23 protein-coding genes, 1 tRNA gene and 1 pseudogene are annotated in these 22,415 nt (G+C 61.9%); 7 read left to right on the forward strand and 18 right to left on the reverse strand.

The window, feature by feature from the left end:
* Window positions 1-95 precede the first annotated feature (95 nt).
* From rsfS to obgE, 5 genes are all read right to left on the reverse strand, one after another.
* The gene (gene rsfS, locus ILFOPFJJ_RS01215; RefSeq protein WP_173510118.1) at window positions 96-509 is read right to left on the reverse strand and encodes a ribosome silencing factor; all 414 of its coding nucleotides are present in this window, start codon (window positions 507-509) and stop codon (window positions 96-98) included.
* 193 nt (window positions 510-702) lie between these two features.
* On the reverse strand, window positions 703-1,317 hold the full coding sequence (locus tag ILFOPFJJ_RS01220; RefSeq protein ID WP_173510119.1) for a nicotinate-nucleotide adenylyltransferase: 615 nt from the start codon (window positions 1,315-1,317) through the stop codon (window positions 703-705).
* Window positions 1,318-1,354: 37 nt separating this feature from the next.
* The gene (locus ILFOPFJJ_RS01225; RefSeq protein WP_173508767.1) at window positions 1,355-2,638 is read right to left on the reverse strand and encodes a glutamate-5-semialdehyde dehydrogenase; all 1,284 of its coding nucleotides are present in this window, start codon (window positions 2,636-2,638) and stop codon (window positions 1,355-1,357) included.
* Window positions 2,631-3,812 (reverse strand): glutamate 5-kinase, encoded by a 1,182-nt coding sequence (gene proB / locus ILFOPFJJ_RS01230; RefSeq protein WP_173508768.1) that lies wholly within the window; start codon window positions 3,810-3,812, stop codon window positions 2,631-2,633. The genes ILFOPFJJ_RS01225 and proB overlap by 8 nt, the downstream gene beginning before the upstream one ends.
* Before the next feature lies 1 nt (window position 3,813).
* Window positions 3,814-4,824, reverse strand: coding sequence for a GTPase ObgE (obgE, locus tag ILFOPFJJ_RS01235; RefSeq protein ID WP_173508769.1), 1,011 nt, complete (start codon window positions 4,822-4,824; stop codon window positions 3,814-3,816).
* 104 nt (window positions 4,825-4,928) lie between these two features.
* On the opposite strand from obgE, the pseudogene ILFOPFJJ_RS36430 reads away from it, so the two are divergent.
* A pseudogene (locus tag ILFOPFJJ_RS36430) lies at window positions 4,929-5,039 on the forward strand (endonuclease/exonuclease/phosphatase family protein); the annotation flags it as partial.
* 105 nt (window positions 5,040-5,144) lie between these two features.
* Here the strand turns inward: ILFOPFJJ_RS36430 and ILFOPFJJ_RS01240 are convergent.
* From ILFOPFJJ_RS01240 to rplU, 4 genes are all read right to left on the reverse strand, one after another.
* Window positions 5,145-5,729: a GNAT family N-acetyltransferase gene (locus ILFOPFJJ_RS01240; RefSeq protein ID WP_173508770.1), complete on the reverse strand. Its 585-nt coding sequence runs from the start codon at window positions 5,727-5,729 to the stop codon at window positions 5,145-5,147.
* Window positions 5,726-6,358, reverse strand: a complete 633-nt coding sequence (locus ILFOPFJJ_RS01245; RefSeq protein ID WP_173508771.1) for a GNAT family N-acetyltransferase — start codon at window positions 6,356-6,358, stop codon at window positions 5,726-5,728. Before ILFOPFJJ_RS01245 ends, ILFOPFJJ_RS01240 begins: the two co-directional genes overlap by 4 nt.
* A gap of 131 nt (window positions 6,359-6,489) precedes the next feature.
* Window positions 6,490-6,759: a 50S ribosomal protein L27 gene (gene rpmA, locus ILFOPFJJ_RS01250; RefSeq protein WP_097539554.1), complete on the reverse strand. Its 270-nt coding sequence runs from the start codon at window positions 6,757-6,759 to the stop codon at window positions 6,490-6,492.
* Between the two features lie 32 nt (window positions 6,760-6,791).
* Complete coding sequence (gene rplU / locus ILFOPFJJ_RS01255) at window positions 6,792-7,166, reverse strand: 50S ribosomal protein L21 (protein WP_173508772.1); 375 nt, start codon at window positions 7,164-7,166, stop codon at window positions 6,792-6,794.
* A 304-nt stretch (window positions 7,167-7,470) separates the two neighbouring features.
* On the opposite strand from rplU, the gene ILFOPFJJ_RS01260 reads away from it, so the two are divergent.
* From ILFOPFJJ_RS01260 to ILFOPFJJ_RS01275, 3 genes are all read left to right on the forward strand, one after another.
* Window positions 7,471-7,560: transfer RNA gene (locus ILFOPFJJ_RS01260), tRNA-Ser, on the forward strand.
* Between the two features lie 1,705 nt (window positions 7,561-9,265).
* Window positions 9,266-10,963: a hypothetical protein gene (locus ILFOPFJJ_RS34645; protein ID WP_210267303.1), complete on the forward strand. Its 1,698-nt coding sequence runs from the start codon at window positions 9,266-9,268 to the stop codon at window positions 10,961-10,963.
* Between the two features lie 54 nt (window positions 10,964-11,017).
* Complete coding sequence (locus tag ILFOPFJJ_RS01275; protein WP_173508775.1) at window positions 11,018-11,812, forward strand: helicase; 795 nt, start codon at window positions 11,018-11,020, stop codon at window positions 11,810-11,812.
* A 641-nt stretch (window positions 11,813-12,453) separates the two neighbouring features.
* On the opposite strand, the gene ILFOPFJJ_RS01285 is transcribed toward ILFOPFJJ_RS01275, so the two are convergent.
* A complete protein-coding gene (locus ILFOPFJJ_RS01285) occupies window positions 12,454-12,753 on the reverse strand; it encodes a P-loop nucleotide/nucleoside kinase family protein (protein WP_173508776.1) in 300 nt (99 codons plus the stop codon).
* A gap of 120 nt (window positions 12,754-12,873) precedes the next feature.
* Between ILFOPFJJ_RS01285 and ILFOPFJJ_RS35925 the strand changes: the two genes are divergently transcribed.
* A complete protein-coding gene (locus ILFOPFJJ_RS35925; RefSeq protein ID WP_282438522.1) occupies window positions 12,874-13,008 on the forward strand; it encodes a hypothetical protein in 135 nt (44 codons plus the stop codon).
* 1,111 nt (window positions 13,009-14,119) lie between these two features.
* Here ILFOPFJJ_RS35925 and ILFOPFJJ_RS36435 read toward each other — a convergent pair.
* The 4 genes from ILFOPFJJ_RS36435 to ILFOPFJJ_RS01310 all read right to left on the reverse strand — a co-directional run bounded on the left by ILFOPFJJ_RS36435 (window position 14,120) and on the right by ILFOPFJJ_RS01310 (window position 16,659).
* Entirely contained in the window at window positions 14,120-14,353 is a 234-nt protein-coding gene (locus ILFOPFJJ_RS36435) for a hypothetical protein (protein WP_173508778.1), read from the reverse strand.
* Window positions 14,310-14,918: a putative quinol monooxygenase gene (locus ILFOPFJJ_RS34650; RefSeq protein WP_210267304.1), complete on the reverse strand. Its 609-nt coding sequence runs from the start codon at window positions 14,916-14,918 to the stop codon at window positions 14,310-14,312. The genes ILFOPFJJ_RS36435 and ILFOPFJJ_RS34650 overlap by 44 nt, the downstream gene beginning before the upstream one ends.
* A gap of 94 nt (window positions 14,919-15,012) precedes the next feature.
* Window positions 15,013-15,654 (reverse strand): hydrolase, encoded by a 642-nt coding sequence (locus ILFOPFJJ_RS01305; protein ID WP_173508779.1) that lies wholly within the window; start codon window positions 15,652-15,654, stop codon window positions 15,013-15,015.
* Between the two features lie 138 nt (window positions 15,655-15,792).
* Window positions 15,793-16,659, reverse strand: coding sequence for a pirin family protein (locus ILFOPFJJ_RS01310; protein ID WP_173508780.1), 867 nt, complete (start codon window positions 16,657-16,659; stop codon window positions 15,793-15,795).
* Between the two features lie 113 nt (window positions 16,660-16,772).
* Between ILFOPFJJ_RS01310 and ILFOPFJJ_RS01315 the strand changes: the two genes are divergently transcribed.
* Window positions 16,773-17,684 (forward strand): LysR substrate-binding domain-containing protein, encoded by a 912-nt coding sequence (locus ILFOPFJJ_RS01315; protein ID WP_173508781.1) that lies wholly within the window; start codon window positions 16,773-16,775, stop codon window positions 17,682-17,684.
* A gap of 321 nt (window positions 17,685-18,005) precedes the next feature.
* On the opposite strand, the gene ILFOPFJJ_RS01320 is transcribed toward ILFOPFJJ_RS01315, so the two are convergent.
* The 4 genes from ILFOPFJJ_RS01320 to ILFOPFJJ_RS01335 form a co-directional block, all read right to left on the reverse strand.
* Window positions 18,006-18,485 carry a DUF302 domain-containing protein gene (locus ILFOPFJJ_RS01320; protein WP_173508782.1) on the reverse strand — a complete coding sequence of 160 codons (480 nt, stop codon included), beginning with the start codon at window positions 18,483-18,485 and terminating at the stop codon, window positions 18,006-18,008.
* Window positions 18,486-18,521: 36 nt separating this feature from the next.
* The gene (locus tag ILFOPFJJ_RS01325) at window positions 18,522-19,784 is read right to left on the reverse strand and encodes an MFS transporter (RefSeq protein WP_173508783.1); all 1,263 of its coding nucleotides are present in this window, start codon (window positions 19,782-19,784) and stop codon (window positions 18,522-18,524) included.
* A gap of 80 nt (window positions 19,785-19,864) precedes the next feature.
* Window positions 19,865-20,359, reverse strand: coding sequence for a cupin domain-containing protein (locus ILFOPFJJ_RS01330; protein WP_173508784.1), 495 nt, complete (start codon window positions 20,357-20,359; stop codon window positions 19,865-19,867).
* A 112-nt stretch (window positions 20,360-20,471) separates the two neighbouring features.
* Complete coding sequence (locus tag ILFOPFJJ_RS01335) at window positions 20,472-21,404, reverse strand: LysR family transcriptional regulator (protein WP_173508785.1); 933 nt, start codon at window positions 21,402-21,404, stop codon at window positions 20,472-20,474.
* 175 nt (window positions 21,405-21,579) lie between these two features.
* Between ILFOPFJJ_RS01335 and ILFOPFJJ_RS01340 the strand changes: the two genes are divergently transcribed.
* The gene (locus tag ILFOPFJJ_RS01340) at window positions 21,580-22,410 is read left to right on the forward strand and encodes a 3-hydroxybutyrate dehydrogenase (protein ID WP_173508786.1); all 831 of its coding nucleotides are present in this window, start codon (window positions 21,580-21,582) and stop codon (window positions 22,408-22,410) included.
* Window positions 22,411-22,415 lie beyond the last annotated feature (5 nt).

Genomic DNA, 22,415 nt, shown 5'->3' on the forward strand with positions numbered 1-22,415 from the left:
CATCAGCCCCGTCGGGCGATGACAGCCGCATTTTCATTCGACACCGGCGCTGCCGCTCCGCCCTGAGGTGACGGGTCAGGCTCGGGCGGCGCGTCTCAGTGCAGGGTACCGTCCTCGATTTCCGGGGCAGCCCACATCTTTTCGATGTTGTAGAACTCCCGGATTTCCGGCCGGAAAATGTGAACGATCACATCGCCGGTGTCGATCAGCACCCAGTCGCCACCTTCAAGACCTTCGACGCGGGAATTGCCAAACCCTTCGTCCTTCAGGTCCGTGATCAGGTGGTCGGCAATCGCCATCACATGCCTGTTCGATCGCCCGGAGACAACGACCATGAAGTCTCCCAGCGCCGATTTTCCGGCAATGTTGATGGTGACGATATTTTCTGCTTTCGAGTCCTCTAGGCTTTCGAGGACCAGGTTAAGCGCACGGATAGCGGCTTCGTCGCTTGATCCCGTGCTGCGCGGGTATGCGGTTGCCGCATAACCCTTGGCGTGTACTGTTGTCAGGGTTTTTCCTTTCTAAAAGAACAGAACAGGCACTTCCGATTCGATGATCAGGATCGAACCGTCCGTAAATGTAGGCACCAAACCATGTGGGTTTCAAGACGCGAGAAATGAATCATCGGAATTCACGCTGATTTCACCACTGCCTGTTGCCCTAAATCGAAGCCGATTAAGGGAGCAGCAGCAACTCAAGGCGCTACAGCGACCTTTGCGCGTCTGATGAGACGCGCGGCGCTGTCGAGCGAAGCGCCGTGGAACTGAGCGGCGAGCGCGGCCCATGAATGAATGTCCAGGCGGGTGCGGCGTGGAAGGCGAGCGACAGGGCATCGTCCTCGTCGATGCGGGCATAATCGAAGGTCCGGGCCATGCGCGAGGAAAGATAGGCCAGCGTCGAGCCCGGCCGGTCGACAACCGCGATCGGAAAGGTCGAGACGATCTTGCGCCAGTTCTGCCAGCGGTGGAAATTCTTGAGGTTGTCCGCGCCCATGATCCAGACGAAGCGCACGTCACGATTGCGTGCGCGCACGATTTCGAGCGTGCGCGCCGTATAGCTCTGGCCGAGCGCCTGCTCGAAAGCCGTAACCTTGATGCGCGGATTGGGAGCGATTTTCTCGCTAAGCGCGATGCGTTCAGCCAGCGGCGCGAGATCGTTGTGGTTCTTCAACGGATTGCCGGGCGTCACGATCCACCAGAGCTGGTCGAGACCCAGCTTGCGCAGCGCCGTATCGGCGACAAGGGCGTGGCCTTCATGAGGCGGGTTGAACGACCCGCCGAAGAGGCCGACCTTCATCCCGCTTTCGACATGCGGCATGCGCAGGTAGCGCGCGTTCACTTGAGGGTGGATCACGTCAGGACCGCACCTGTCCCGTGCCGCGCACGCGGTATTTGAACGAGGTCAGCTGTTCGACGCCGACGGGACCGCGCGCATGCATCTTGCCGGTGGCGATGCCGATCTCGCCGCCCATGCCGAACTCGCCGCCGTCGGCAAACTGCGTCGAGGCATTGTGCAGGAGGATGGCGGAATCGATCTCCGAGAAGAAGCGTTCCACCGCGGCCGGATCTTGCGCGATGATCGCTTCGGTATGGGCCGATGACCAGGTGTTGATATGGTCGATGGCGCCGGAAATGCCGTCGACCAGCTTCGCCGAAATGATCGCGTCGAGGTATTCGGTCGCCCAATCCTCGTCGGTCGCGGGCTTCAGACCCGGCAGCAGCTGTTCCAGCTCTTTCGAGACCCTGACTTCGCAGCCGGCTCCAACGAGCGCTTGCAGCAGCGGCTTCGCAAAACGATCTGCGGCGTAGCGGTCGATCAGCAGCGTTTCGGCAGCGCCGCAGATGCCGGTGCGGCGCATCTTGGCGTTGACGACGATCTTCTTCGCCATGTCCAGATCGGCTGAGGCATCGACGTAGATGTGGCAGAGGCCTTCGAGATGCGCGAAGACCGGCACCCGCGCCTCGTTCTGGACGCGGGCGACGAGGCTTTTTCCTCCGCGCGGCACGATGACGTCGATCGCGCCGTTGAGCCCGGACAACATGGCGCCGACGGCGGCGCGGTCGGCGACCGGCACCATCTGGATCGCATGCTCCGGAAGACCGGCGGCCTTCAGCCCCTCGACCAGGCAGGCATGGATCGCCCGCGACGAATGAAAACTGTCGGAGCCGCCGCGCAGGATCACCGCATTGCCGGCCTTGAGGCAGAGCGCGCCGGCATCGGCCGTGACGTTGGGCCGGCTTTCGTAGATCACGCCGATCACGCCGAGCGGCGTGCGCACGCGCTCGATATGCAGCCCGTTCGGGCGATCCCATTCGGCGATCACGTCGCCGATCGGATCCTTGAACGCGGCGATGGCGCGGATGCCATCGGCCATATCGCGGATGCGGTCCCGGTTGAGTGTGAGACGATCGATGAAGGCCTTGGCGACGCCGGTTTCCCGGGCGTTTTCAAGATCGACCGCGTTGGCCGCGAGGATTTCGTCGGTCCTGGCGACGATGGCGTCTGCCATGGCAAACAGCGCCGCGTGCTTGCGCTCGGCGCTGGCAATGGCGAGCGGGCGGCTTGCCGCCTTGGCCCGGCGGCCGATTTCCAGCATGACGCTGTTGACGTCCTCGCCGTTCTTGGCCGCGTCAGGCATGAACCTCGCCTTTCCTCTCGTCGTTTCCATCATCGAGTCGCGCCCCGGCGGGACCCGTCAGCACCAGATCGTCGCGGTGCACCATCGCAGTGCGGCCGGCATAGCCGAGGATCGCGGCGATCTCGGCCGACTTCTTGCCGGCGATCTGGCGCGCCTCGTCGGCATCGTAGCCGGCGAGGCCACGAGCGATTTCGCGGCCGGACATGCCGAGGATCGCAATCGTGTCGCCACGGCTGAAGCTGCCCGTCACCTGCCGGACACCGGCCGGCAGCAGGCTCTTGCCGGAGCGTAAAGCGGTTTCGGCGCCAGCGTCGATTGCAAGCGAGCCGGCCGGCAGCAGCTGCCCGGCAATCCAGGTCTTGCGCGCCGTGACCGGCGAGCCGGCCGGCGCGAACCAGGAGGAACGGGCGCCGGACTCGATCGCGTTCAGCGGATGCTCCGGCTTGCCCGAGGCGATGATCATCGCACAACCAGCCGTCGTTGCGATCTTGCCGGCGTCGATCTTGGTACGCATGCCGCCGCGCGAAAGCTCGGAAGCCGCACCCCCGGCCATCGCCTCGATCTCCGGCGTGATTTCGGCGATCGTGTCGAGAAAGCGTGCGTTGGGGTCGAGATGCGGCGGGGCGGTGTAAAGGCCGTTGATATCCGAGAGCAGCACGAGCAGATCGGCGCCGACCATCGTTGCCACCCGGGCGGCAAGCCGGTCGTTGTCGCCATAACGGATTTCGGTGGTCGCAACCGTGTCGTTTTCGTTGATGATTGGCACCGCGCCGAGCTTCAGCAACTGGCTGATGGTTGCTCGGGCATTAAGGTAGCGGCGGCGCTCTTCCGTATCGCCTAGCGTCAGCAGGATCTGTCCTGCGATGATCTGATCGGTCGAGAGGCTTTCCGACCAGGCGCGCGCCAATGCGATCTGGCCGACGGCGGCGGCCGCCTGGCTTTCCTCGAGCTTCAAGGCGCCCGCAGGAAGGTCCAGCACCGTTCGCCCGAGCGCAATGGCACCCGAAGAGACGACGAGCACCTCCACGCCCTTCGCCTTCAGTCCGGCAATGTCGGCGCACATGGCGTCGAGCCAAGCCTTTTTCAGCCCGGATTTGCGATCGACCAGCAGCGCCGACCCGATCTTGATGACGACCCGGCGGTATTTTTGCAGCGGCTTGCGGGTCTTTGTCATTCTAGGCGCTCTCTTCTCCGGCCTTGGCTGCGGAAATGACGCTGCGAAGCGCCCGGAGCGCTTCGGTCATGCCCTTGCCGGTGACCGCCGAAATCAAAAGCGGCGGCGACCCGCAGGCCTTGGCGAGCGCCTTGGCCTTGACCTTCAACTCGTCCTCATCCAGCACGTCGATCTGCGATAGCGCGACGATTTCCGGCTTTTCCTCCAATCCGCCGCCATAGGCCTCGAGCTCATGCTTCACGGTCTTATAGGCCTTGGCGACATCCTCTTCCTGCGCCGAGACGAGATGCAAGAGCACGCGCGTACGCTCGACATGGCCGAGGAAGCGGTCGCCGATACCGACACCTTCATGGGCGCCCTCGATGAGGCCGGGAATGTCGGCCAGGATGAACTCCTGGCCATCGATCGTGGCCACGCCGAGATTGGGGTGGAGCGTCGTAAAGGGATAGTTCGCGATTTTCGGCCGGGCACGGGTGCAGGCGGCGAGAAAGGTCGATTTACCGGCATTCGGCAGGCCGACGAGGCCGGCATCCGCGATCAGCTTCAGCCGGAGCCAGATCGTCTTTTCCTCGCCTTCAAGGCCTGGATTGGCCCAGTTCGGCGCCTGGTTGGTGGAGGATTTGAAATGGGCGTTGCCGAAACCGCCATTGCCGCCGGCGGCCAGCCGATAGCGCTGGCCCTCCGCCACCATGTCGACGATCAGCGTCTCGTTGTCTTCCTCGAAAATCTGCGTGCCGACCGGCACTTTCAGCGTCACGTCGGCGCCGCCGGCGCCGGTGCGATTGCGGCCCATGCCGTGCATGCCCGTCTTCGCCTTGAAGTGCTGCTGGTAGCGGAAGTCGATCAGGGTGTTGAGACCATTGACGGCCTCGACCCAGACGTCGCCGCCGCGGCCGCCGTCTCCGCCGTCCGGCCCGCCGAATTCGATGAATTTCTCGCGGCGGAACGAGACCGCGCCTGCGCCGCCGTCCCCCGACCGGATATAGACTTTCGCTTCGTCGAGAAATTTCATGTGGCTGCCATCTGTTCGGTAATATTCGCCGCCATCGATATAGGTGCTTCCTCGGGAGGTCAAAGATTATCGTGCGGTTTCTTGGCTATCACAATCAATAGAGCATCGGTCTCGATGGGCGCTTCGACCCGGCGCGCATCGCCGCCTCTCTCGATCATGCCGACATCATCGCGCCGCAGGAAAAGACGCGCATCTTTCGCTGCCACGGCGATGCCGTGTCTTCGGAAAATCCGCGAAGGCTACAGCGCCGTGCGTCTTTTCAGACGCACAAAGGTCGCTGTAGCACTTTGAATTGTGCAGTACCTTCGCGGGTCTCTCCTTCAGTTCGGCCGGCGCAGATCCGCCGCCGTCAGCCGTGTCTCGATATGCGCCACCATGGCATTGCGGGCGAGCGCATAGATCTGGCTGCAGCCGGTGATCCTGAAGCCGAGCTTCTCCTGCACCCGCAAGGAGCCGGGATTGTCGGCAAAGACGCCCGAGTGGAGCACCGTCTCCGGCATGCGCCGGAAGAAGCGCTCGATGGCCGCATGGACCGCCTCGCTCGCGAGACCCTTGCCCCAATAGAACCGGTTCAGCCAGTAGCCGACATGCCACTGACCGTGCCGGAGCTCGATGCCGACGCAGCCGATATGGACGTCATCGCCCGTGGTGATGGCGAGCGTCCAGTCGGCCAGGACATTGGCCGCCTGGCGGTTCAGCCAGTCGAGCGCGTCCTGGTGGTCATAGGGCGCCGGGACGCGCGCCAGCGTGCGCGCGACCTGGAAATCGCCGAGCGACTGGGCGATCGCTTCGGCATCGGCAAGTCGGTGCGGCCTGAGCCGCAACCGCTCCGTCTCGATGACGGGGCAAGGGCCGGGATCAGGGCGGACGATGATCCGCGACCGTTCGGAAACGAGCGCGTTCATCGCATGCCTCCCCAGCTTCTCAGCGAAACCCAGGTCTTGCGGTCGAGCCGGTACCATTCGACGGACATCATGCCGCCCAGCGCCAGGCTGTCGACCATGCCGGAGCCCTGGAACTGGAAGCCGCACTTCTGTATGACGCGGCGCGAGGCGATGTTCATGACCCGGCAGCGCGCATCGATCTGGTCGATGTCGCGGGTGCGGAAGGCCATGTCCGTCAGCGCCTGTGCCGCCTCGGTGGCGTAGCCCTGGTTCCAATAGGGTTCACCCAGCCAGTAGCCGAGCTCCGCCGTCTTGCCGTCGGGATGCGGCTCTATACCGCAGCAACCCAGGAATGCGCCATTGTCCGCCTTGGTAATCGCGTAGACGCACTTGCCAATCGTGCCGGCTTTTGCGCGTCGCACGAAATCGGCCGCATCCGCCGTGGTGTAGGGATGCGGCATGCGCGAGACCATGGTGGCGATATTGGCGTTGTTGGCAAGATGGGCAAGGGCGTCGATATCGTCTTCATGGGGAGCGCGCAAAACGAGCCGTGGTGATAACAATATCGGGCAATCGGTCCTTGACCGCTGAGGCCTCAGCCTTTGTTCGGGAGACCGGGATTGGTCTTCCCTCAAGAGCTCGGTTTGCATGGTTCTTCCTCCAGACATGCGAAAAGGGGAGTTGGGTATTGCCCCATCTCCCCTTTGAAGTCTGGCTTTTGAACCTTGCGGGTGCATCAGCCGGGTCGATGAGACGCCGGCTGTTTTAGAGCGCTACCGGCTTATTCCGCTGCTTCCGCTTTCGGCATTACAGACACGTACACGCGGCCATTGGCCTTCGTACGGAAGTCCACGTTGCCTGCCGTAAGCGCAAAAATCGTATGGTCCTTGCCGAGGCCGACATTGGCGCCCGGATGCCACTTCGTGCCGCGCTGGCGCACGATGATGTTGCCTGCAATGACGGTTTCGCCGCCGAACTTCTTCACGCCAAGGCGCTTGGACTCAGAATCGCGACCATTGCGCGACGAACCGCCAGCTTTCTTGTGTGCCATTGGTGTTCTCCTTTAAACCTTCGATCCCAAACTCAGTTTGCAGCAGCTTCAGCGGCGGCTTCGGTCTTCTTCGAAGACTTCTTCGCCTTGCCGCCGGCAGCAGCGATGTCCAGGATGCGGACGGTCGTCTGATGCTGGCGATGGCCGCGCGAGCGCTTGGAGTTCTGGCGGCGGCGCTTCTTGAAGGCGATGACCTTCTTGGCGCGGCCCTGTTCCACAACTTCGGCGCTGACAACGGCACCTTCGACAAACGGAGCACCGATGGTGGCATCGGCGCCGGCGCCGACCATCAGGATCTCGGTGAATTCAATCTTGTCGCCTTGAACGCCTTCCAGCTTTTCGATGGTGATGACGTCGTTGGCCGCCACGCGGTACTGCTTACCGCCGGTCTTGATGACTGCGAACATTCTTTATCCTTTCATGTTCGGTCCGGCTCATTACCTCAAAAGGCAAGGCCGTCTTTTTATCAGTCGCTACATTGAGCGGAGCGCCTCGGAAAACCCTTGACCTCCACCAGTGGGTGGGCACAAACTCTTACCCTTCGCGGTGCGGGCAGACCACACCACTTCATTGCGCGGATTACGGGAATCGCTCTTCCCTGTCAAGGCGAAAGGCGCGGCCAAGCAAGATATTCTTTCCACGGCCCCTTGTCAGGGCGTAAATCTGCCGCTATGAACCCGACCGCGCCGACAAAGCGCCAACCGGCCCCGCGGAGAGGTGGCAGAGTGGTTGAATGCACCGCACTCGAAATGCGGCATGGGTGCAAGCCCATCGGGGGTTCGAATCCCCCCCTCTCCGCCATCTATCGCCATGTTTTTTCGGCTAGCGTATTCGGCCCATCAGTAAAACGTTGGCCGGCGCGTGGTCGGCACCTGTGAATCTATATTGCCAGCTGAGCTTTCATGAGCCTCCATGAACATACACGCGGACATCCAGTTCCGGATCCGTGATACCTGCCAAAGCGCATGAGTGCTTTCAACCCCGCCTGACAGGCGGAGAGAGGAAGACGCATGTCTCGCGATAGCGAAGGTTCATTGTTTCCAGCAAATTCCCAATCAGCAAGAACTCGATGCAATCGCGTCGGGCGCAACTGATCCTCATCCGCCGAAGGAAAAATGACCCTCGACGCGTCTGCGTCTCTCGCAACCACCCTGGCCAATTGGATCAAGTACGGTCTGCGGTCCATAGAGGCAGATCAGCGGCTCCTCCGTGGCGAAGACGTGAACGGCTTCCATCACAAGCGTCGTACCGGGGCAAAGCGTGCGTGCCGTCTCGATGAGGTGTACTGCGTCTCATGCAAGAACAAGCACTCCATGATCGACGAGGACATTGCCGCCAGCCTGGGCGCCGTGGCAGCTTCGTGTGTCGATGGAATGGCCCTAGGGCAAAGGGCGGGCACACAAATGGCCAATCTCGGAAGAATGGGATGTCATTCAAAGGCTGCGCTCCACCAATCCCAGACGCGAGACTCCCGGCTAATGTGTTCCGGTTCTCTCTACAGGGATTGGGCAGAATCCCACATTCGCATCCGTAAGCTCGCCGACCTTGCGCGCGGAAAAGGGCAAGCCGCCTAAGCCAAAGGAGCTATCCTGAGCTAGGTTACGAGGCCGATTTAATGAATTTGGGGGATGCCCTAATCCCTTTTTGAAGCTCGCTGCTGCCAACCGGCTTTGCTACCCTAAGCAAGGTGTTTGCGGATCATCAGTGCCGTGCGCATGGCCTTCGTGCCAGCCGCGCATGGACGGAAGGATCAGAAATGGATCTTGTTCAGAGATCCAAGGCCGCGTGCGACCGCCCTGCATTCCTCTGTAGGAGCCGAACCTTGGGAATTCCAAGGCCCCGGACCCGGCAGGCGCCGGTTGGTGCCGCCCTGAGCCTCATCCCGTTCTGCCTTATTATGTTGCTTGGATCGCCCGCAAGAGCGACTGACGACAGGCTATCCCTGCAAGACACAGTCGAGATGCCAGCGGTCGGTCTGCGTGCGAGTGAACTGACGGAACCGATAGCCAAGCGCCTGCACGCCGAACGCGGCAGCCAGGGAACTCCGGCCACGACGGTACTGCGACGAACGCCGGCGCCTGAAGAGCCGTCATCGCGCGCCGCCACCGCTGTCGGGCGGCACCCGACGGGGGAGCAACCGCGCATCGAGGAGCCGTCGGCGACGGAACTATCGCAAGCTCTCGCGCAAGAACGCTCAAGGGTCAAAGCTTTGCTTCGCGATCTGGCGGCCGCTCGCGCGGAACTCGAAACGGTTCGCGGAGAAGCGCGGGCTGCCCGTCGGGCCGACGAGAAAGACGCGTTCCTGCACAAACAGGGCCTCGCTGTGGAGCGTCAACTTGTTGCCACCTTGACACAGGAACTCAGTGCCGCATGGGCCGATCTCAAAGCTATGAGCGTTCAACTCGAGCAGTCAGCGAACGCGGCGGTCAGAGCACGGGAGGCTGCGGAAGCAGCGGTCAACAAGGCTCATGAGGTGGCTGAGAGCGAACGTGTTAAGAATGACGCATTGGAGCAAGAGCTGCTCGCCGTCCGCAAGGAAGTCGCCGCCATAAAGGACGCCGCGCCAACGGCTCGTGGTGAGCGTGAGGAAATTCTCCGGCGGGACCTGGCGGCGGCCAGAAGGGAGCTGGATGCACTACGGCGCGCCGCCGCCACCGCTGACGCTCAGGCACAAAGTGCGGCCGAAAGGGCGGCCGAAGACCGTCAAGCCGCTGAAGAACAGCGCCAACGAGCCGACGGGCTCTCACACGATCTGGTGGCGGCCGGAAGGGAGCTTGATGCACTACGGCGCGCCGCCGCCGCCGCTGACACTCAGGCACAAAGAGCGGCCGACAGTGCGGCCAAAGATCGTCAAACCGCTGAAGAACAACGCCGACGAGCCGAGGGGCTCTCACACGATCTGGCGGAGGCCAGAAGCGAGCTTGATGCAATACTGCGCGCCGCCGCCGCTGACGCTCAGGCACAAAGAGCGGCCAACAGGGCGGCCGAAGACCGTCAAACCGCTGAAGAACAGCGCCGACGAGCCGAGGGGCTCTCACACGATCTGGCGGAGGCCAGAAGCGAGCTTGATGCAATACTGCGCGCCGCCGCCGCTGACGCTCAGGCACAAAGAGCGGCCAACAGGGCGGCCGAAGACCGTCAAACCGCTGAAGAACAGCGCCGACGAGCCGAGGGGCTCTCACACGATCTGGCGGAGGCCAGAAGCGAGCTTGATGCACTACGTCGCGTCGCCGCTGCCGCTGACGCTCAGGCAAAAAGAGCGGCCGATAGTGCGGCCGAAGATGGTCAAACCGCTGAAGAACAGCGCCGACGAGCCGAGAGGCTCTCACACGATCTGATGGCGGCCAGAAGCGAGCTTGATGCAACACGGCGCGCCGCCGCCGCCGCTGACGCTCAGGCAAAACGAGCGGCCGAGAGTGCGGCCGAAGACCGTCGAACCGCTGAAGAACAGCGCCAACGAGCCGAGGGGCTCTCACACGATTTGGTGGCGGCGCTGCACGAGATGCAGGATTTACAGGCCAAAGCCGCTGGGGCAATCCGATCAAAGGCTGCCGCGCTCAGAGCGCGACACGCGGCGGAGGCATCTCTGGCCGCCGCGAGGCGAGCGCTCGACGACGAGCGGCAGAAGCTTGAAGCCTATGAGCACGATATTGCCTTGACCCGCCAGTCGACCGGTTCGCTGAAGGCTCTCGTCGATCAGGGCGCGGCAGAGCGGGATGCCGCCGTCGAGGCTCGGAAGTTTGCCGAGGCTGCGGCAAAGCAGGCTGGCGCAGCGCTCGCGTTGGAGCGTGAGAAGCGAAGATCGCTCGCGCGCGATCTGGACACTGCCCGTCAGGAACGCGACTCGGCAAAGGAAGAATTGAGTCGGGTCTCAGCGGCACAGCGCAAGGCGCTCGGAGACGAGCGCGAGCGGGCCAACGGCCGAAAACTTCGGGCCGCTAAAGAAAATGACAGCCCCAACGCCCGAACGGAGCGCCGCATTTTGGATGTTGAACAGGTAGCAAAGTCGCGGGCCGGCGGTCGCGCAAGTGAACGTGCAAGGAAGCACTCCGTAAAGACGAGCGCTCGATCGGCCCGTGAACCAGCGTTGCGGGAAGTCCGCCGGATGAAGGTCCGCAAGCCGACGCCACCCGCTCGACCTCTGACGATCGTGCTCCCCTACGCACTGCTCCCCAAAGAGCGGCTCGTGAATGGCCTTTGGTAAACCACTGGAAGACGGTTTTCGAGGGTGGATTTGCCGAATATGAGGAAAATCGCGATGCGCAAGTACCTCGCTGCCACCTTGTTGATCACGGTTGCGATCGGGCCCGCCTGGGGTCTCGGCCTCGGTGTCTCGGCCGGCGGTGTCGGGCTCGGCGCTGGTGTGAGCGTCGGCAAGAATGGCGTCTCGGTGGGGATTAGTGCGGGCGGAGCAAAGGTGGGAGCCTCGGTCGGCAAGAATGCGGGATCAAGCAGTAGGTCCCGCAGCAAGGCCGGCGGGAAAAGTGGCGGCATATCGAAGGGCTCCCATTCGGGAGTCGGATCATCGAGAGGTGGCGGAAAGGGCGCCAGTCAGGGAGGTGCCTCAGGTGGTGCGGCTAAAGGTTTCGATCTGGGGGGCAGGTCGGTGAGTGGAGCGATATCGGATAACAATCCGACGAATGCTTCAGGCAATCCGGTTAACACGAAAGCTGGCGTTGCTCCCGCGACCGCGACAAGGCAATCCGCTGTCTTGCCTCGCATGCTTTTGCCGTTAAAACAGAAGCGCGCCGTCACCGAGCGAGGCGAATGGGGTTACCTGTTACGGGTGCCGGCGCCAGTTGCAGCGATTCCGGCTACCCCGGGCACCGTAGTTCGCACCTGCCTTCACGCGATCGCGTCGGCGGCCTCCCCCCTTGGAGCCGTGCGGGTGCGCGCGGCAAGCGCCGGCCCCTTGAACCGGGGTCGCGGCGGCGATCTCACCGCCCCGCTGACGGTTCGCATAGACTATGCCGGTCCGAACGACGTCGAGGTCCGTCAGGCGCGCATCAGCTGTCGCCTCGATTCCTCCGGCAGAGTTATCGCGGTGATTTAGACGAGGCCGCAGCGTTACTGTGCGGGCGAAGCTGTCTCCCGGCAGCGTTCAGAGATTCCTGTGGCGAGATACGTGCGGTGGCCGCTGCGGAACGTCTGGCCGACGACCGTGCCCCGGGCGCCGCGCGGTGCCCGGAACGGAGATGATCATCGAAGGCGATGACTTCTACCGCGGGGTCAACAACAGAGATGGGCTAATCGGCTTCGTGCCCCATCTTCTCCGACCGGAGGGGAAGGTGTGCAACCCGAACTGATGCTATAAAGTGGTCGGTCTGTAACAGCCACAACCATCAGAAAGAGGAAGCGTAGCGCGAAAAGACGTTGAACGCTGCACAATTTGGAAGGGGCCGGTTGCTAAGAAGAACTTCTGCTCCTGTAGAGCAGCGATTTCGGCTGGAATGCGGACATTCCTTGTCGTGGTTCAGACGTCCCCCATTTGCATAAGCACGTCCTGAACCAGAGCCTCCGGAGATTTCTTTGCCGTATCAATCGTTATGCGATCCATGGACCACGGCTCGTATTCGGCGCGACGTTCTTCCACGCGCTCCCACGGTATGTCAGGCATGCCTGTAATGCCGCGCACCCGGTTTTCAATTCTCTTGCGATGAACACCCTCATCGGAACAGTGGGCTTCTACGAAAATCAGCTTGCTCTTTTGACGCTCCGATAATCGACCCATGTCGCTCTCGCAACTTCCACAGGGTTCACGGCATCCACAATGACGGTCAATCCGAGCTTCAGGTTCTCTTCCGCCACAGCTGCCGCAACTTCATAGGCAGCTATTCCCGTCATATACTTGGGAATATCAGATCGCCACATTGCAGCCTCTATCGGATCAACAGAGAGAACGGGCGCGCCAATCGCCCTGGCAAGCCCTTCAGCGATGATGCTTTTCCCTGAACCTGGCAGTCCTGCTGTAACAATCAGTCGAATTTGGCGCACAGTTCTCTCCCATGGAATTCATCCAAGATATGCGACGTATTTGAACGTTGTATATGGCTGCTTAGGGCCGACTGCTGACGATGAGTGTCATCTCCTCCCAGCAAGGGGAAAGCGCGAAAGGTGCTTGACCTCGACAAACGCATCGACCCGGCGGTTTCCCGCCTGGTCCGTATCCGTTCCGATCAGGCGCTCGGGGCGATCCGCGAAGCTGGCCCGAATCGTGAGAAAGTGATTGAGTGTCTGCAGCGGAAGTGAATGGGGGCAGGTCCCAGAGCGGGCGGTATTGGGGGCATTGGGACGTCGCTCTGGGACCTCATGGCCCACGGCGGTTGCCACCGACGGTTTCGTCGGAATCAGCCGCCATGGATAGCAGGAGCCATATCCAAGAAAGATACCGCGACTGGCGGCGCGGCGCATCGGACCTTTGGCCCTGCATTAGCCTCTGGAAATCGGACCAAAGTCGGAAAAGTTCGGCCGGGTCAAAGCATTCGGCAAAGGGCTAGGACTTTTGGCGGATCAAATCGGACTAAGGTCCCATGGATCAAGGTTGATGCCCCCCTAGCTCTCTAGGGGTTCGCTGCGGCGGGCACTCACAAGAACCTAATCATTTCAGCAAAAATTTAGAGTGGGGCCTGTGCCTTTGTCGCGGGTCCCGCTTGTGTTGGCTCTATCGGTTCTGACATCCATGATGTCGTGGAGGGGCGTGGTTGGAGCAGAACGTGCCGGTTGAGGTTCTATCGATTGGTCTTTGGGCAAGGAAAGAAGGTCCCAGAACGCCAGAAGGGACTATTGCCATCGCTCTGGGACCCCAGCGCGCCGCCGGCGGCGTTGGAGAAGCCGTCGCTGGCGCCCAACCCAGGATATGTGTCGCCAGGAACATTCCACAACGGGTCTAAGACCTCTGGCGATGCCGTATCGGACTAAGGTCCCAACGGGATCACCCTCCCGCGCGAGCATCGCGGAGCGGGGCTGCCATCGTCGTCCAGCGATTACGGCTGGCTGGCCGGGAGCTGCGGTCCTTGAGGCCGGTCTCGCCCTCCCGTCGATAGCGTCCCACCATTTGTGGACGTCTTTACACAGAACCCGAAAGCCGCGGCGACGGCCATCGGCCGCTGTCCTTCGGCCACCACGTGCGCAATTAGGGCTCCACCCTCAGAAAATCGCTGAAGCTTCGACAACCTCAGCCTTCCGGCTGGGACCGGACGGGCAACCTGTTGAAAGCTCGCATCTACAGCGCCGCGCGTCTTATCAGACGCGCAAAGGACGCTGTAGCACTTTGAATTTCTGCATGTCTTTCTCCTTGAATCGAGGTCGATTCAAGGAGACATGCAGTAGCTCGCTTGATTGAATCAATATGCCATAATTTTTACGGTCGGGACTTTGATTTCCCTTTTCCACCCTTTCCAGCGTTGCCTTTTTTAGGCCCGCCACCGCCACCGCCACCGCCGGATTTTGCGATCGCATCGGATGTGAGACTGGTTGAGAGTAGCATCGTCACCAGCGGAGGAGTTACCGCTGCGAAGCGCCCGCAACTTTTCAGAAACTCACGCCGATCTTCATCGCTCCGCGAGGTCTGTAGATCTGATTTTTCCTGATCCATAGCGCTCTCCTCTTGCTGGGCATTCTACAGCACGGGCTAATATGTCGCCATATATCCGTAAGCATAGGACTTCAGCAGTTCGATGATCCTGGTCTGCACCAAGGCATCGAGCCCCGACAGGACGTCGTTGCAAATCAGGAGTTGAGACCGGCGCCGGCGTGCATGCAGCAAGCGTGGAGCGGTCTTTGGCCATAACTGGGGTCGGCACCTGTAGCTGACCGCAGTTCATCGGCGCAGCCACGCGCCGCGCCTCGCCAGCAGGCCCAATGCGCTCAGGCGATGCGTTTGAGAAAGTGAACGGCTTCGCGCCGCTCGACGTTATTTTCGCCGTGCGCATGAAAATGGGCGATGTGCTCCGGTTGTGATGTTTGCCTTGCGCCCCGGCATCGCGCCAGTGTTCGACCAACACAAACCGCCGGCCATCATTCGCATCGGCAAAGAGTTCGTAGCGCAGATTGCCTTCCTCTGCCGCTGATTTCTGGGTGACCGTCATCAGGTCGGCACGCAGGGCATCCTCGCGTCCTTCCCTGGCATAAAGAATCGCCACGACATGAATGTCACTCATAACTTACCTCCCGCTGGAAAAGTGCTGTGCCAACTGCCGCTTCAACCGGCGGCAACCAGCCACAGCCGGTTGCCGTCATATTCTTCGTTAGATCCTATTCGCTACGGTCGTAGGAGAACTGGATGCCGGGAGTACCGCCCGTTTCGATGAACAGGTTCATGAAAGCGGGGACGGTCTCGCTGCGTTTCCAGTCCCGCTGCAGTTCGCAGAAGAGCTGGACTGTCGAAATCAGCTTGGCGCCGGCCTGTTCGATACGACGCAGCGCGGCCTCGTGCGCGGCGACCGACGTGCCGCCTACCGCATCCACCGGCACATAGACCTCGTAGCCTTCCGCCAGTGCATCGAGTGCCGGGAACGTCAGGCACGCCTCGGTCCAGAGCGCGGTCATGATCAGCTTCTTACGGCCGGTCTCCTCGACGGCCTTGCGAAACTCGACATCCTCCCAGCTGTTGATGCTGGTGCGGTCATAGGTTGGATAGCCGTCCAGGGCCTTCCGGATGTGAGGAACGGGCGGCTTGTTGAGCCCGGTCTGCACATTGACTGTGGAATGCACGATCGGCAGGCCGTAGGCGACGGCCGCCTTCGAACAGCCGACGATGTTGTTCAGCAGCAACTGCCGGTCCATCGAGGCGATCGAGTTCACCTGCACCGGCTGATAGTCGATGATGATGAAGGCCGCATTCTGCGGTGTCAGCAGTTGATCCGATTTCGGATCTCGAATGGGTTCGCTGGCCATGAGTTCGTCCTTTCTGGTTTGCGGGCGCCCGCCATCGTGCCGGCGCGGAAGAGCGTCTCCCGGCAGGTAGGGACGGCGCGGGCGCGTCAACCGTCCCGATTCTAAAGAAGAGTTCGGCCTCCTAGAATGGCCGAGATGTCAGCTCGCCGGTGCGAACCGGCCGCTCTTTAAGTCGTCGAACGCCTGGCGGATTTCCGCCTCGGTGTTCATCACGAAGGGGCCATGGCCGACGATCGGTTCGTCGATAGGCTCGCCCGTCAAGACGAGCAGCATGGCATCTCCATTTGCATGGACGAAGACATCGCGGCCCTCGCGGCTCAAGAGCATCATCTCGGCCTCGCCGGCCTCCTGACTGGCGTTGACCGTGATCCGGCCGGAGAGAACCACCAGCATGGCGGTATGGTTCTCGGGCAGGTCGAGCTTCAGCTCGGCGTTGCCCTTCAGACGAAGATCCCACATGTTGACGGGCGTGAATGTCTTCGCCGGCCCTCTGACGCCGAGCAGTTCGCCCGCGATGACCCGCGCCTTGCCGCTTCCGTCGGGCAGATCCAGCACGGGAATGTCGGCCGAGGCGATGCCCTGATATCCGCCAGGCGCCATCTTGTCCTTGGCCGGGAGGTTGATCCACAGCTGAACCATCCGGAACGGACCGCCGGTCCTGGCGAATGCAGGCGCATGATACTCCTCATGCAGTATGCCGCCGCCCGCCGTCATCCACTGCACGTCGCCGGGGCCGATGATCCCGCCGTTGCCGGCCGAGTCCTTGTGTTCGACCTGACCGTCGTAGACGACGGTCACCGTTTCAAAGCCGCGATGCGGATGCTGGCCAATACCGCGACGCTGCTTGGTCGGCTCGAAATAGTGGGGTCCCGCATAATCGAGCAACAGAAATGGGCTGACGTGCTGCCCGAGACTGCTGTACGAAAAGAGTGAGCGGACCGGAAAACCGTCGCCCACCCAGTGGCTGCGATTGTTGCCGTAACGGCCGAGAATTGTCTTGCTCATCATCTATCTCCAGTGGAGGCAGTGTTCGAAGCGTCTGTTGCCATTGAAGATATCACTGCAATGAAGTCCGTATAAGATTGCGATTTTCGACGCAGCGTTCTAAGAATAGGACGATGCAAGACCTCAATGATCTCTACTACTTCGTCCAGGTGGTGGACCATGGCGGCTTCGCCGCGGCGGCCCGCGCCACCGGCATGCAGAAGTCCAAGCTCAGCCGACGCATTCAGCAGCTGGAGGAGCGCGTCGGCGTGCGGTTGCTTAACCGGTCCTCCCGTCGCTTTTCCGTGACGGAGATTGGCCGCGAATACTACGATCGCTGCATCGCCATGCTGGTGGAGGCCGAGGCTGCCGACCAGGTCATCGCCCGAGTGCGGGCAGAGCCGCGAGGCGTCATACGGGTGAGTTGTCCGGTGGCGCTGATCAATTTCCAGTTCGGGGCGCTGTTTTCGCGCTTCTTGACCGCTTACCCCGCTGTCGAAATCCATCTGGAAAGCTCCAACCGGCGCGTCGACGTGATCGCGGAGGGCTTCGACGTCGCCATTCGCGTTCGCTTCCCGCCGCTGGAGCCGACCGATCTGGTCATGCGCTGGCTCGACACCAGCACCCAATGCCTGGTCGCGAGTCCCGCGCTTCTGGCCGGCCGAACGATCGGCTCGCCGGCCGACCTGCACAACTTGCCGAGCGTTACGCTCGGACCGCCGCTACGGGACTATCAGTGGCAGCTCGAACATGCCGACGGCCAGACGGCGAATGTTCCGCACGTCCCACGGCTGGTTACCGATGACATGGCAGCACTGTGCGAAGCGGCCCTTGCCGGCGTGGGGATAGTGTCGCTGCCAACGATGATGGTCTGGCGGCAGGTCGAAGCGGGCCGTCTCGTTCACGTGCTGCCCGACTGGCGCCCGCGCGCCGGCATTGTCCATGCCGTTTTCCCTTCCCGGCGCGGCCTTCTTCCTTCCGTTCGAACGCTGCTTGATTTCCTCGCGGCGGAATGCGCCGAGGCGAGGAAGCGAGCAACCGTGTAGCCGATCCAAAGGCTCGGCGGATGACGATCAAGCAGACGGGAGTAGGCGCTGGTTGCCCCCAAAAGCTTGAAGGCAACCGTCTGCAACTCCCACATCCGCTTTTGCGAGAGTGGGCGGGCGATCGTTGAGTTAGCGATGCCGTGACGAGGTCTACTCTTGTGCAAGGGTGAGTTTTCATCGGGGGGCTCGAGCCGGTTCAAGGCGAGCACGCAATGGTCGAGGCGCTCCTATTGAGTGCCTTCAAGGCCGTCGCCATAGAGAAGTGCAGAAGCGCTCGCCGGCTCCCGGATAAGGAACAGGACGAGCGCTTTGGCCGCGCCTCTACTCTTTGACGGTTGCTGTGACCGCTTCGATCACCTGCGACGCCATGGCGAATTCGCGGTCTCGGCTCGAAATTCGATGGCGCTTTGCAATCCAGCCGAAGTCGGTGTAGGCGGCGTATACGGATCCGTCTTTCGCCTGATAGACGAGGACCCGGACGGGCCAGTCGAGTCCGGCGAGGGGATTGGCGGTGATGAAAGTCGTGCCGAGTGCCGGATTGCCGAACATCACCAGGCGCGACGGACGCACCTCGTTGCCGGCGGCGTTGCCGAGATTGGCCTGATCGATGATGCCGAAGAGGGTGATGCCCTTTTCCTCGACGCTGCCCTTGATGCGGTTCACCGTCTCGCTGACCGAATAGCGGCTCTTGACCGTGACGATGCCGTTGCTATCTGCGGCCTCTGCTGTCGACACTTGACCCAACACCGTGGTTGCGGTGATCAAGGCCGCCGACAGCATTGCATTGTTGATCTTCGTCATTTCAAAGCTCCTCTCTCTAGCCCCGAATGGGCTTATTCAAGGATGCGGCTGGCCGCTGCCATTTGATAATGCCGTCTCTTGTCCATTTCGATAACTGGACTTCATGGCGCGCAGCGGTACGGCAAAGAGCATGGCGAAAACAAGCATCGCGACGAGCACCAGGACTGAAGTGTTCCATCCGAAACGATCGTAGATCTGGCCGATCACCAGGCTGCCCAAGAGCCCACCCGTGTAGTAAGAGGCGAGATAGGCGCCGCTTGCTGCCGCCTTCTCCGTGTCGGCGATGCGGCCGACCTGACTGGTCGCGAGCGCTTGCGCGAGAAAGGTGCCGACCGCGACCACGGCGAGGCCCGCGAGCACAATGGCGAGGCTGCTGCTCAAAAGAGCGATGAGCCCCAGCGCAGCGCAAAAGAGCGTGAGCACAATGCCGGCTCCGGCGCCGAGACGACGCGAGATATACCCGCCGAGCGGCGTCGTGAACAAAGATGGCAGGAATACGAAATAGACCAGGCCGAGCTGCATCGGCGATAGCCCGAGCTCGACGAGCCGGAAGTTGACATAGGTGTATGTCCCTATGAAGACGAAGAGGATCAGGAAGCCGATGGCGAGCACGCTCTGCAGGCGTCGATTGCCGAGCACCAAGCGCCAGTTCCCGCTCCTGCGTCGCCTCAGTCGGTCCGGCATCATGCGTTCCGTCCGTTTCAACGTCGTCCAGACGAGGGCCGCTCCCGCCAGATTGAGTAGCGCGAAAGTCTGGAAGTTGATGGACAATCCGCCGAGGTCGGCAACGGCCGCCGAGAGAATGCGGCCGAAGAGGTTGCTCGCGACGTTGCCGGTCACATAGGCCGCAAGCGCGCCCGTCGCCCGCTCGGCCGGGAAATGCTCCGCCAGATAGGCCATGGTGAGTGTGAAGGCGGTCGCCATGCACAGGCCCTGCGCCACGCGCAGGCCGGTGAAGATCGCGATGTCCCGGGTCGTCGAGAGCAACACGGTCGGCACGGCGAGCACTGCGAGACTGATCCAGATGCCGCTTCGCCGGTCCAGGTTGCGCCCGAAGATGCCGACGGCAAGCCCAGCGGCCGCCATGCCGAAGGTGCTGGCATTGACCGCGAAGCCCATTGTAGCGCGGCTGACCCCGAACTCCCGCTGCAGCGATGGCAGGATCGCCTGGGCGGCGAAGAGATCGACGAGGGTCAGGAATGCGATGAGCGCAATGATTCCGAAATGCCAGCGATCGGCTGCGGGGTTTGCCAGAACGGACGCGGACGCCGGCAGCGAGGCACGATCGAGGTTAGCCATCGCGTATCCTCCCAAAATATGGACGTTTCCCGCCAGCGGCCGGAAACGTCCGTGATGTTACGGTGCTATCGCTTTGCGGCTCACATGGCGTGGTCGTCAGCCTGCATCGGCGGCAGGATATCGGCCGAGTAGAGCACAGCCGGCTTTGAGCCGTTGTTCTTCCACCAATGGGCGAGCTCGCCGAATTCCGCAGTGACTTCGCCCGCCTTGTGCTCGATCGGGACCTTGCAGCTGCTGCGGTATTCCGTGATCGTGCCTTCCACTACCAGAATGTTGGCGGGACGCGCGTCGTGCGAATGCCACGGCACGATGCCGCCTGGCTGGACGACCAGCTTGCGCAGCCGCAGCGCATTCCCTTCCCACGCGCTTCCCTTCGAGGAAAGATCGATCGACGCGAGGACTTCATCGGTCACGCCTTCAGGCGCCGTGGCGCCGGGCGCCATGGCATTTGCTGCGATCTGGTCCTTGGGGCATTCCCCGGCCATAGCCAATGGCGCGGCGAGTGTGCTTGCGAAGAGTCCGAGCGCCGCAGCGGCGGCCAACGATAGACGGCCTGCGATGGGTTTCTGAATCATGTCCGGTTCTCCTTGGTCGGTCCGGCCGGAGATATTCCGGCGGCACAAGGAGATTGCGGGACATTCGGCCGACAAAGAAATGCCGCCTGCTTTTGAATTCCATAGCTCAGAGCTATTGCGGGAGAGGAGTAGCGTCGGCCGATCGGCGCATGTCTATACCGGAATGTGGTGCGGCCCAGCCGTAGGATTTGACTGCTCCAACGAAGGTGGCGACAGCCGGCGAGAACCGCCGGCCCGCGACAGTCACGAGGCAAACCTCCCGCGTGACCTCCGGTTCGACCACAGGCCGGACCTGCAAGCCTGGAATGACGGCGCTGTATTCGGGAATGAAGCAGATGCCGAGCCCGCCCGCCACCATGTTTTGTATCCAGTCCTCCCGCTCGCTGGAATAGGAGATCTGGGTCTTCACGCCAGAGGACTCGCACAACTCCGTCAGATAATCCCAGTATTCGCAGTTCACGCGTCTGAGATAGATCTCGCCATCGATGGCGGTAATGGGAACCGCGTCGTATTGACAGAGACGGTGACCCGGAGGAAAGGCGAGCATGAACCTTTCACGAAACAGCGGGGTCACGTCGAAGCGTTCGGGGAAGCGGTCGCTGCTCGCCATGATGGCGACATCTATCTCTCCTTCCCCAAGCAGTTCTGAAAGCTTGGACGGCACACCTTCGACGAGCTGAAGTTGAACGCCGCGATGGCGCATGTTGAAGTCGGTGAGCAGGCCGGTAAACCGACGCGGTCCGATCGTGCACATGATGCCGACCTTCACATGCGCATCTTCCAGGCAGAGAAAGCGTGACGCTTCCTGTCTGACGCCCGAGAGCTCGTCGAGAATCGACTGAAACCGCGGTCTCAGCAGGTTTCCGAGATCCGTGATGTGGGTCAGGTTCCGTTCCCGCCGAAACAGGAGCCCGCCGACTTCATCTTCGAGTTGCTGGACGGCACGGCTCAACGCCGGCTGGGTGACGTTGCACTTTTCGGCCGCACGCGTGAAATTTCGCGTCTCGCAAACGGCCAGGAAATACCGAACGTGGTGAATGTCCATAACCGCCCCCGCAGGGTTTTCGTGTCCAGGCGGCCACTCTCCAATGCAGGCGCCGCTTTCACCAATGCAATTCACCTATCGAATTCATAGCACAGTGGCATTTCAGTTGAAATGAATACAGCGCCATTCTCGTCCCGGAAGAGGCCCTCCGGCCCAAACGTGAGGAGACGCGGACATGTTCAAAAGTACCGAGGCTGAAATCGACGCGATGTTCGGGCGCAGGGCGCTCGAGGGGCGCAGCGCCATCGTCACCGGTTCCACCAGCGGCATTGGTCTCGGCATCGCCCAGGCGCTTGCCAAAGCGGGCGCGGCAGTGATGCTCAACGGCTTTGGCGATCCGGCGGAAATCGAGCGGCAGCGGGCCGAGATGACGGAGGAGAACGACGTCGATGTCGCCTATGACAGCGCCGATATGTCGAGTCCGGAGGCGATCCGAATGATGGTCGAGCGCGCCGGCGCCCGCTTCGGGCAGGTCGACATCGTCGTCAACAATGCCGGCATACAGCATGTTGCACCGATCTCTGAGTTCCCGACGGCGAAATGGGACGCGATCCTTGGGATCAATCTTTCTGCTGCGTTTCACCTCGTTCAGGCGACCTACGGGCAGATGTGCGCTCGCGGCTACGGACGCGTCATCAACGTCGCCTCAGCTCATGGTCTCGTCGCCTCGCCCTACAAGTCCGCTTACGTGGCCGCCAAGCATGGGCTCGTCGGACTCACCAAGGTTGTGGCGCTCGAAGGCGCGGAATTCGGCATTACGGCCAATGCGATCTGCCCGGGCTATGTCTGGACGCCGCTGGTGGAGGCGCAGATCGACGGACAGGCAAAGTCGCACGGGATCGCGCGCGACGCGGTTATCCGCGACGTGTTCCTGAAGAACCAGCCGACCAAGCGCTTCGCGACAGTCGAGGAAATGGGGGCGCTCAGCGTCTTCCTGTGCAGCAGCGCGGCCGCTTCGATCACCGGCGCGGCCATTCCCGTGGATGGCGGGTGGACAGCCCATTGATCGAG

It is taken from the genome of Sinorhizobium psoraleae (assembly GCF_013283645.1).
Lineage (GTDB): Bacteria > Pseudomonadota > Alphaproteobacteria > Rhizobiales > Rhizobiaceae > Sinorhizobium > Sinorhizobium psoraleae.